Source organism: Mesobacterium pallidum (genome assembly GCF_019966535.1).
In the GTDB taxonomy this organism is placed as follows: Bacteria; Pseudomonadota; Alphaproteobacteria; order Rhodobacterales; family Rhodobacteraceae; genus Mesobacterium; species Mesobacterium pallidum.
Genome location: NZ_JAIMID010000021.1, coordinates 58,657 through 68,560, shown reverse-complemented (window position 1 = coordinate 68,560; position 9,904 = coordinate 58,657). Strand labels below are relative to the sequence as shown.

Genomic DNA, 9,904 nt, shown 5'->3' with positions numbered 1-9,904 from the left:
CACTCCTTTTCTTTGGATGCGTATCAACTCGCAATGGCTGATCCCGTCGGCAATGTGGGGTGGCGACACCGTTTACCTTGAGACACTCAAAAAACCAAAATAATTGAATACCTCAATCAAGGAATTTCGCCCCTTCCAAGAAATTAATTGTTGATTTAGAGTAAGTTTGCTTCGATTTTAGGAAGCGTCGCTCAGTCTCGAAATCGAGAAGACCAGCTTTCAATGCTACGATTTTCTAACCTAGCTAAAATCAACTTCTTCCACGAGGCGGATAGTTCTTTTATGGTCCCCAGCTCCTTGAGGTGATCAAATTTTGCTGTTTCAAGATACACTGCCCGATGAACGTTTTGAATCGTCCAATCTGGATTCGGCCTCTGAATCAGGGAAATCGAGTCTCCTGACGAAATCCAGCCGGCTTCGAGGACTCGATAATACCATCCAGTCAGCCCCGACGATTGTACGAGTTTGGCGAAATCGCTTTTATTGATCCTCACATTGAGTTTCCAGCATGGCTGTCTAGGCTGCGAAACCTGTACGACGGCTCCACCAATTCTAAAACAATCACCTAGGCAAACATTGGCTTCATCATGAATATCCGCGACAATGTTTTCCCCGAATGCACCAGGCGCCAAGTTCTCAGCCAACGGCACAACCCTTTGCCAATGTTTATAATGATCGGAGCAGTATTGATGAAGTGCTTTATCTAGACCACCATGCTTGACTTTGTCGGCTTGTTCATCTCCTACCAATCCAAATTTGGATAACCAAACCTTACCCTTAACTGCATTCTTTATGATGGCGCTAGGTTCATTTTTGTGCCCAAACGGCATGGCCATGCCGATCCGCACTTCTAAAACGGTAGTCTGCTCCATTTACGACCTCACGCTTTCGAACAGGCCAATATATTAAGATACTAAGATCGATTTTGGATCGAAATCATGATCTCTTAATTGCTCAATACTCGCCAACCTATTCGAGGAAAGCATTTTCTTGGCAATCATGAAGATCCGAGGATCATTAATCGCATCCACAGAAATAAGCCTCCCATTAGAGAAATACCAAACTGACATACTCCTAGGCTTCGCTCCTTTGCGAACCACTGTATCAGTATAGCCTTGATTTAGACCTGCAATCTGAAGCTTTACATCGAATTGGTCTGACCAAAACCAGGGGAACGGAAAATATGCCGTTTCCACTCCAGCCATATTCGCTGCCACTGACTCGGCTTGATCAACAGCATTCTGCACCGACTCTAACCTTATCATATGACCTAAGTATTTGAAGCGGGTGCAATCTCCCGCTGCGAAAATGTCCTTGTCATTCGTTTGACCAAAAGCGTTTACAAGTATCCCTTGATCTACTTCCAGATCGGCCTCGCACGCCAGTTCGTCGTTAGCCACAACGCCTACACCAACAATGACGAAGTCAACCTCCATAGTGCTACCGTCCGAAAACTCAGCGGCGACCACACGGCCATTGTCACCGATGAGACGCTCCACGCCCAAGCCTTCGTAAATCTGTACGCCATTTTCGTGGTGGAGTTTCCGAAAGTAATTTGATGTTTCGGCGCAAGAAACACGCTGCAAGATGCGGTCAGCCATCTCAACGACTCGAACCTGAAGTCCTTGGCTCCTGAATGCCGCTGCAGCTTCCAGTCCGATATAGCCGCCCCCAATTACCAAGGCGCGCCGCCCCACCGTCATCTCGGTTGCAAGAGCTTTAGCATCGTCAATGCCACGAACTAGATAGACGCCCTTGAGATCGCCGCCTATTTCACTTGGCAGGACTCTGGGACGCGTGCCAGTTGTCAATGCAAGCATATCATAGTGCAGAATACGCCGGTCATCGAGTTGGATTTGTTTAGAATTTCTATCAATGTGAACGACGCGGCGGCCTGAGATAAGAGAGATGTTGTTTCTTTCGTACCAAGCGTTGGGACGAAGGAACAAACTCTCAACGCTCATTTCTCCGGTCACAAATTTTTTTGATAGTGGCGGTCGTTGATAAGGCAAGTATTCCTCATCACCTACAATTGTGATTACGGCATCACTATCCAGTTGGCGATATTTCCCTGCTAGAGAACATGCCGCTTGCCCAGCACCTACAATGAGTATCTGCTTCTCCATTCCAAGTTCCTACTCTGTTGCTTCGGAAATGAACTTGGTGGCAAGATAGGCATCAAATGTCTCACTACCGCCTTCGCTGCCCATGCCGCTGTCTTTCACGCCTCCCAAAGGCGTCTCCGGCAACGCAATTCCGAAATGGTTTACGTTCACCATTCCTGCTTCCAATTTTGAAGTCACATAGTGAGATGTACGGAGTGACTTGGTAAAGACATAAGATGCGAGTCCGAAAGGCAAAGCATTTGCCCGTGAGAGCACTTCATCCGTTTCACTGAAAGTAGAGATGGGTGCTACAGGACCAAACGGCTCTTCGATCATGATTTTGGCTGTGTCAGGAGTGTGCATCAGTACTGTCGGTGGAAAGAAATTTCCGGGACCAGAAATAGCCGTACCTCCTGTCAAAATGCTTGCACCTTTGGCAGTGGCGTCGGAAACAAATTCGGTCATAGCACTTACACGTCGAGTATGGGCGAGGGGACCCATTGTGGTATCGCTGTGCATGCCATCTCCTACGACGCGGGAGCCAAATGCTGCAGCAAATTTCTCGCCAAACTCTTGCGCTACCTTTTCATGAACGAAGAACCGGCTTGGCGACATGCACACTTGTCCCGCATTCAGTCCTTTGTAGCCGGCCAACAGAGTCGCCGCCTTATCGATATCGGCATCATCGAAAACCAGAACAGGAGAGTGCCCTCCTAGTTCCATCGTAGCACGTTTCATATGTGCGCCAGCCATTGCTGCAAGATGCTTCCCGACGGGGATTGACCCTGTAAACGATATTTTACGAACCTTAGGCGACGTGATCAGATGCTCTGAAACCTTAGCCGGCACGCCCCAAACGACATTAAGGCAGCCTGCGGGCAATCCTGCGTCGTGAAAAATGTGCGCCAGCGCTACGACGGCACTTGGCGCATCCTCGGATGCCTTGAGGACAATGGTACATCCTGATCCTAAGGCAGCACAGATCTTTCGAAGAGCTTGATTGAGCGGATAATTCCAAGGCGAAAATGATGCGCAAACACCAACAGGCTGACGAACAACTGTCTGACGGACGCTTGGGTCGCGGGACGGGATGACGCGGCCGTATATCCGACGACATTCTTCAGCATGCCAATCCGCATGATCTGCCGCCCCTAAAATCTCCACGCGTGCTTCAGCAAGTGGCTTGCCTTGGTCAAGTGTGAGATTACGAGCAATATCCTCGGATCGTTCACGGATCAAACTTGCAACTTTTCGCAATACACGGCTGCGTTCAATCGGTGAAGTCCATCGCCACTTCTGGAACGCTCGATCCGCTGCAGCAATCGCCAAGTCCAGATCTTCGGTTGTTGCATGAGGTAAATGCCCAAGAATCTGGCCATTAGCTGGATTGTAAACCGATTCCCCGGACCGTTCATCGGAGCCAATGAAGCGGCCATCAATATAAAGGCAAAGATCTGAATATGCGTAGTTCAAAGGAAAAAACTCCCGCCATCTACAGCGATAGTCTGTCCGGTGATGAATGCCGCACCATCACTTGCAAGAAAAAGCAAGGCACCAACAAGGTCATTCGGCACCTGATCACGCGGGATTGAGCGGCTGGACTTTCTGACCACCTCGCCCATGATTTCTTCCATGCCGGTCGCAAGCACTCCGTCGCTGAGTGTAAATCCGGGCGCAATAGCATTCACCGTGATGTTGTCTTTGCCCAACTCGCGCGCCAACGATCGGGTAAACGCCACAACAGCCCCCTTACTTGACGTGTAATGCAGCATAAACGGAGCACCTTTAAGCTGAGAAGTTGAGGCGATGTTCACGATCCGACCGGCCGAACTCTTATGAAGTTCTGGAAGTGCTGCTTTGGCACAAAGAAACGGGCCGAGCGTATTGACCTCCATAACTTTCATCCATTCAGCGGGTTCGATTTGGTCGAATGGCTTTAGCTTCAGAGAGGTAAATATACCCGCGTTGTTCACCAACAAATCCAAACCGCCAAAATGGCTGACTGCTTCGGAAACCATCGCGTTTGTATCGTCTACGTTAGTGACATCGGTTTTAACGCCGATCACTTCAAAGCCTTTGCCTTTAAGTCTATTAGCTGCTTCTTCCGCTCCGACCATGTCAGCGATCACAACGGCATATCCAGAGGCAGCAAGACTTTGAGTGAACGCAAAACCGATACCGCTAGCGCCACCGGTTACAATCGCTACTTTTTTCTTGTTGATCATTGATTTTTCCTACTTATTCTCATCAGGAATTTCGAACATTCAGCTTTGAGTTTTCGGCAACCGAACTGTAATTCGATCTACTCCTGCAGGAACATTGAGTTGGCAACTCAGTCGGCTTTCTGGTTGACGATCATCCGCAACGCACTCAAGCATTTCTTCCTCAACGTCGCTAATCGCGGTGAAAACCGATTCTGTTTCTGGTTCAAGATATACATGGCATGTAGCGCACATAGCCGCGCCACCGCATTCGGCTACAATTCCGGGAATGTCTGCATCAATTGCGGTACGCATTACATTTGCTCCGACATCCACTTTGATATCGGTTTTGGTCCCGTCGGCGAGTAGATAGGTGATTGTAGGCATGTTCCCCTCCGTTAGTGTCTTTTTGCCGTTACGCGCATTGGCATGCTGGTATACCCGCGCACGGTGTTGTTGAAATGAAGAACCGGTTCTCCCAACAATTCGATGGACTCGACTTTAGACGCTAGCGTCCGCAGCGCGATCTCACCCTCCATTCGGGCAATCATTTGACCTGCACAGCCATGGATCCCTGCTCCGAAACCCATGTTACCCGTGGCTTTGCGCGTTACGTCAAAGTGATCTGGTTCCACCCAGTGGCGAGGGTCGCGATTTGCTGAAGCAATGAAGACCAGTACCTTTTGTTCCTTTTTTAAAGGAACGCCCTCTAATTCGGTTTCCCTTGTCGTAGTGCGGTAGAAAGAGTGGAACGTGCTGTCAAAGCGCAAAACTTCTTCAATTGTTGCACGCGCTCTTGTCGGATCATCGCGCAATAGGGCCCACTGGTCTGGATTTCGGCCAAGATTAACAAGTGCGTTCCCCATTGTGAAAATTGTGGTGTCCAACCCGGCCGAGAGAGTTGTGCGCACGAGCATTCCTGCATCTTCATGGGATATATCACCCGCGTCAGCTGCGTCATAAAGTTCTGCGCCAAATCCGTTAGGGGTGAGGTTTTCGCGTTGACAGGCTTTAGTAATCCACTCTGTTGCAGGCCCCAGATTTGCAAGGCATTCGTTGAATCGATCGTTGGCGGGTCCGAACGCGTTGAAGACCATATCGCCATAGGGCAGTAGATGCTCCCGTCCTTCAGCTGGAACGCCAACCGCGTCTCCGAAAACTTTGATGGGGAACGCGTCGGCCAAATCCTTAACGCCGTCGCAGACGCCTTTTTCAATCATCCGATCCACCATCAACTCCGCCTGTGCTTCGAAGGTAGAAGTCAACTTTTTCAAAGCGCGTGGGGAGAGAATACGCGTGAAGACGGCTCTGGTTTTTGTGTGTTCAGGCGGATCGACTTCCAGAATGATGCTCGGTTGTCGCCAGGGCTCTTCCGTATGAAAATTGGTAAGTCCAACGCCCGCACTGGAGCAATATGTTTCCGGATCGGTCAATACGTTGCGGACACTATCGTACCTCGCCACTGCATAAACCCCGTATCTTTCCAACCAGACGATTGGCCCCGCCTCTCGCAGCATCTCGTAATACTGATATGGGTCCCGAAGCACCTCTGATGCGTAGGGATCAAAGTCGAACGAAGGCACTCCTTCAACTGGTACTGGATATGAGTGAGATCTGCTCTCAAATTGCTGTTGAAATTTCATGGCTTACTCCTCCCTTGGAATTTGGCCTTGAGGAATTTATCAGTTGTGACACTTGTTCCGCTGTTGCTGCCTATGCAGGTAGTTCGTCCGTTGGTTCGCCCGACGGCACAAATGCATCGCTGTAGAAAGCTGTTCTATCGAGCTTGGACTCCGCGCAGAAATCTTTGCTTGCCGCATCAATCATCATCGGGGCACCGCAAGCATAAACCTCTAAATTCGACATATCCGGATAGTCCGATTGAACTGCCTTATGTACGAAACCGGTACGACCATTCCATGCGTCCGGAGGATCAGAAAGAACGGGCGTAAACGTAAACCAATCATGCTTCTCTGCCCACATTTCAGGAAGCGAACGCAGGTAGATATCGGCTTCGGTATTTGCTCCCCAATACAGATGCAATGGACGCGATCCACCCTCTCTGATCTGGTGTTCGACGATTGACTTGATGGGAGCAAATCCCGTTCCTGTTGCGATCAGAATTGCGGGAGCTTCTGTGTTTTCATTTAGTGTGAAATTTCCAAATGGAAGCTCAACTGATAGGATCGATCCCTTTTCAAGGTTGGCAAGAACCGTTTGAGAAAACTTCCCGCCGGGAACGTGGCGAATGTGCAATTCAACACCATCGTTCTGATGAGGCGGATTGGCCATCGAATAGTTTCTGCTATCACCGTCGGGCATTAGCACATTTAGGTACTGACCGGCCTGAAAGATGGATCGGTTGCCGATTGGGAACCTCAAACTAATGACTGACACGTCAGAAGCGGGCTGCTCAATTTTTCGAACTTTGGCCTCGAATGTCTTGCGAGAAACGGGTTCAACTTTCTTGATACTTTTCGGGGCGATTTCAAGATCAGAACGAGGTCTGGCCTGGCACAGAAACACACCTTCGGCGGGCCCGACGCATGCACCTTGCCCACGAACGGCAGCCTCGCCGGATGCAATACCACCTTCGCATGAGGAACAGACGCCTTTTCGGCAAGAATAAGGGATCGCGAAGCCGGCACGTTCGGCAGCGTCTAATACGGTTTCACTCTCTCCACACTCAAAACTGATATCCTGACCAAAAACGGAAATTTTGTGGGTCATGTTGCACCTCCAACGAGTCTTACAGCCCTGATGACTGCTTCAGGATCGGCACAGTTCTTGCCCGCGATGTCGAAAGCCGCGCCATGTCCTACGCTTGAAAACAGGGTGTTAGCTCCAATTGATAGAGCGGTAGACTTTCTACCGGCTAGCAGCTTGACTGGAATATGCCCCTGATCGTGATACATTGCGACGAATGCATCATATCCATCTCTTGCCAACATAGTATCGGCACCTTCGGGACCATGTGCATCAATGCCTTGTTCACGCAATTTCTGTATTGCGGGGACAATGATACGATCATCTTCATCCCCAAAAAGTCCATTTTCTCCTGCATGAGGATTGATGCCAAACAATCCAATTTTCGGCTTGTCCACTCCCAATTCGCGTAGTGCTGCATCGGCGGCGACGACCGCCTTTACTACTAGTTCTGGATCTATCCGATTCAGTGCGCCGCTTATGCCCTCATGTAATGTGGCATGAACAATACGCAGACCTCCTCCAACCAGCATCAGAAAGATGCTGTCAGGGCCGGTTTTCAATAGATCTGCCAACAGGCTCGGGTACCCCGAGAACTTTCGCCCCGATAAATTGACAGCTGTTTCCGAATGGGGGCATCCAACAATTCCTCGTCCAAAGCCATCGGACAACAATGTTAATGCAGCTTCGACATAGGCAACTGTAGCTCGCCCTGCAGCGGCGCTTACCTTTCCTGGTATGAACTCCGCTGTAGGCATCGCTTCGATTGGATGAAGATCAATCGTTTTTTCATCGCTTCCCCACTTAGATCGGTTGGTTTGAACACCGAATCCCAAAGAATCTGCTAAAGGAGAAATTATGTATTCATCGCCCAGCAATACTGGGCGACAAACAGGATCCTGGTACAAGCTGGCTGCAGCTTTCGTCGCAATTTCAGGTCCAATACCATTGGGATCGCCGATGGTTAGCAGCACAGACCTAGTGTCGGACAATCTCACAGCGGAAACCCAAGTAGCGTATCAATATAGCTGCTATCGAGAACAACAATACGCTTCATGATTTTTGCGTCGTTTTCGGATACTTTGTAACGGTCGACATATCGGCCCGTGGCGAAAAGGTCAGTCGGACCTTCGCGGGTAATCCGTGCAACCATAAACGATGTTTCTGATTCCACCTCGTCACCATCTATGCTCGAAATATTCGGTTGCCCGAGAATGTGCCTGTAGGAGTGACGTTCGTAGACGTTGGCCTCCAATAACGACAGAATTCGGTCGTGAAGCATTGCCTTGCTATCTAGCCACATCAAGCCAGCCTGAAGGCCTTGCGCAAAATTGTCCGCAGATGTGATCTGATAAAAGCAATCATCGGCGAAAAAATTTGGCCAGTCATAGAAGTCACCATCGTCGATCGTATACGCATATTGGGCTTGAGCCATGCCGATAAGATTGGTCAATTCAGCTCGTTTTTTCATGCTGCTCATAGGCCCATTCTCCCACGGTACTCGGTCCAGAAACCACGAATTGCGGCCTCAGTAATTCGATCTTCACTCGTTTCGATTGAGTAACCACCCATCGCAAGTACGGCACTTTCTTCTGCGGCCCCTTTTGTTCCGCGCTGAACGAAATTACCAATGCAGCCGTCCTCCATGGAGACATACCCCCCCGGTCCGATTAGGTTGGAAAGTTTGAGACGGGCCTTCCGCTGATCTGGAGTATCGTCTTCGAACCCGATATAGGTCCACTTCAAATGCATGCTGTCTGTGCCTTTGGGCAATACGGTACGAACAGCAACTGAATTTTGGATTTGCTGCAAAACGAAATTTGGAAAAACAGACAGAATCTGGAGCGTAATATCGTCGTCGTATTCCTTGAAGCTTTCCAAAAGCGTCATATCAGTCAAACTCAGATCGGAATCGGATCTGATATTTTCGTCTTTATATGCATTTTTTTGAACTTCGTCCAAAGAACCACCATGGTCGACGCAAGAATAACTCACATGACATCCACCGGTTTCATTCACGATGATCCCGCCTTTTTGCGACAGGCGATTCAATTCAAAAGTCGTAAAAAAGGTGTGGAGAATACTGGCGTGATAACTATCCTTTGTATTCTCTACGTAGAGCTTCCAGTTGTTGGGGAGAATTTGTGTGAATTTGCCAAGGACAACGGGTTTCCGCCCTCCCAAAACGCGCTCAATGCGCTCAAGAACCGCTTCTCCCAGGTAATCTTCGATATCATCCACATCTTCATCGAAGCTTCCGAAAACAAGCCCATGTAGCACTGATACCCGCATTTTGCGTGGGCCTTGATTTTCCATTTTAAAGTCACTTGCGATACCGCCACAGCCCTTGATGCCATCTTTGAAGGCAACTCCAATCAGATCCCCCTGAAGGCTGTGCGTCCAAGCGTGATACACGCACGTGAAGTCTTTAACGTTCCCTCTATCCTCTAGAGCCAACAATGAACCACGATGCGCGCAACGATTTTCGAATGCGTAGATTTGGCCATCTTTGTCACGCGTCACAATGACAGGAGTCTCACCAGCAAAGACGGCAACAAAATCTCCTGCCTCTACGAGCTCGGCCTCAAGGCACAGGAAATTCCAAACAGGGCCCTGAAAAATCTTCTTATTTTCTGCTTCCAGAACATCTTGGCGCTGAAAAACCCAATACGGAACACGCGTTGCTCCATCTTTAGCGGGCCATGTCGGCTGTTTAGCCGATACTTCTTCAGGGTCTACCATCAGCGCATCTCCTCATGCAAATATGTTCGCTTACCGAACGTTGATCGAATATCGTACATTGTTCTTTACATGAGCACGTTTCGGTGTCAAGTACCTCTAGAGACGCAAGGATGTCATGGACGGTGGACCGGACAACTTGGGAGCGTTGAG

10 protein-coding genes are annotated in these 9,904 nt (G+C 49.4%); all 10 read right to left on the bottom strand.

Features of this window, described 5'->3' with window-relative positions:
• Positions 1 to 191: 191 nt before the first annotated feature.
• Positions 192 to 872, bottom strand: a complete 681-nt coding sequence (locus MF270_RS23470; protein WP_009574100.1) for an MOSC domain-containing protein — start codon at positions 870 to 872, stop codon at positions 192 to 194.
• Between the two features lie 33 nt (positions 873 to 905).
• Positions 906 to 2,126, bottom strand: a complete 1,221-nt coding sequence (locus MF270_RS23465; RefSeq protein WP_009574098.1) for an NAD(P)/FAD-dependent oxidoreductase — start codon at positions 2,124 to 2,126, stop codon at positions 906 to 908.
• Between the two features lie 9 nt (positions 2,127 to 2,135).
• Positions 2,136 to 3,578: an NAD-dependent succinate-semialdehyde dehydrogenase gene (locus MF270_RS23460; RefSeq protein WP_040403074.1), complete on the bottom strand. Its 1,443-nt coding sequence runs from the start codon at positions 3,576 to 3,578 to the stop codon at positions 2,136 to 2,138.
• A complete protein-coding gene (locus MF270_RS23455) occupies positions 3,575 to 4,330 on the bottom strand; it encodes an SDR family NAD(P)-dependent oxidoreductase (RefSeq protein WP_009574093.1) in 756 nt (251 codons plus the stop codon). Before MF270_RS23455 ends, MF270_RS23460 begins: the two co-directional genes overlap by 4 nt.
• Before the next feature lie 39 nt (positions 4,331 to 4,369).
• Entirely contained in the window at positions 4,370 to 4,693 is a 324-nt protein-coding gene (locus MF270_RS23450) for a 2Fe-2S iron-sulfur cluster-binding protein (protein ID WP_009574092.1), read from the bottom strand.
• Between the two features lie 11 nt (positions 4,694 to 4,704).
• Complete coding sequence (locus tag MF270_RS23445; RefSeq protein WP_238368177.1) at positions 4,705 to 5,949, bottom strand: cytochrome P450; 1,245 nt, start codon at positions 5,947 to 5,949, stop codon at positions 4,705 to 4,707.
• A gap of 70 nt (positions 5,950 to 6,019) precedes the next feature.
• Positions 6,020 to 7,036 carry a 2Fe-2S iron-sulfur cluster-binding protein gene (locus MF270_RS23440; protein WP_272490862.1) on the bottom strand — a complete coding sequence of 339 codons (1,017 nt, stop codon included), beginning with the start codon at positions 7,034 to 7,036 and terminating at the stop codon, positions 6,020 to 6,022.
• Positions 7,033 to 7,986: a PdxA family dehydrogenase gene (locus MF270_RS23430; RefSeq protein ID WP_198430647.1), complete on the bottom strand. Its 954-nt coding sequence runs from the start codon at positions 7,984 to 7,986 to the stop codon at positions 7,033 to 7,035. The genes MF270_RS23440 and MF270_RS23430 overlap by 4 nt, the downstream gene beginning before the upstream one ends.
• A gap of 20 nt (positions 7,987 to 8,006) precedes the next feature.
• A complete protein-coding gene (locus tag MF270_RS23425) occupies positions 8,007 to 8,492 on the bottom strand; it encodes an aromatic-ring-hydroxylating dioxygenase subunit beta (protein WP_108887770.1) in 486 nt (161 codons plus the stop codon).
• Entirely contained in the window at positions 8,489 to 9,754 is a 1,266-nt protein-coding gene (locus MF270_RS23420) for an aromatic ring-hydroxylating oxygenase subunit alpha (RefSeq protein WP_009574087.1), read from the bottom strand. The genes MF270_RS23425 and MF270_RS23420 overlap by 4 nt, the downstream gene beginning before the upstream one ends.
• Positions 9,755 to 9,904 lie beyond the last annotated feature (150 nt).

Coding starts and splice junctions, on each gene's coding strand:
- MF270_RS23445 (WP_238368177.1), bottom strand. CDS start 5,949: ATGAAATTTCAACAGCAATTTGAGAGCAGATCTCACTCATATCCAGTA.
- MF270_RS23450 (WP_009574092.1), bottom strand. CDS start 4,693: ATGCCTACAATCACCTATCTACTCGCCGACGGGACCAAAACCGATATC.
- MF270_RS23465 (WP_009574098.1), bottom strand. CDS start 2,126: ATGGAGAAGCAGATACTCATTGTAGGTGCTGGGCAAGCGGCATGTTCT.
- MF270_RS23420 (WP_009574087.1), bottom strand. CDS start 9,754: ATGGTAGACCCTGAAGAAGTATCGGCTAAACAGCCGACATGGCCCGCT.
- MF270_RS23470 (WP_009574100.1), bottom strand. CDS start 872: ATGGAGCAGACTACCGTTTTAGAAGTGCGGATCGGCATGGCCATGCCG.
- MF270_RS23425 (WP_108887770.1), bottom strand. CDS start 8,492: ATGAGCAGCATGAAAAAACGAGCTGAATTGACCAATCTTATCGGCATG.
- MF270_RS23440 (WP_272490862.1), bottom strand. CDS start 7,036: ATGACCCACAAAATTTCCGTTTTTGGTCAGGATATCAGTTTTGAGTGT.
- MF270_RS23455 (WP_009574093.1), bottom strand. CDS start 4,330: ATGATCAACAAGAAAAAAGTAGCGATTGTAACCGGTGGCGCTAGCGGT.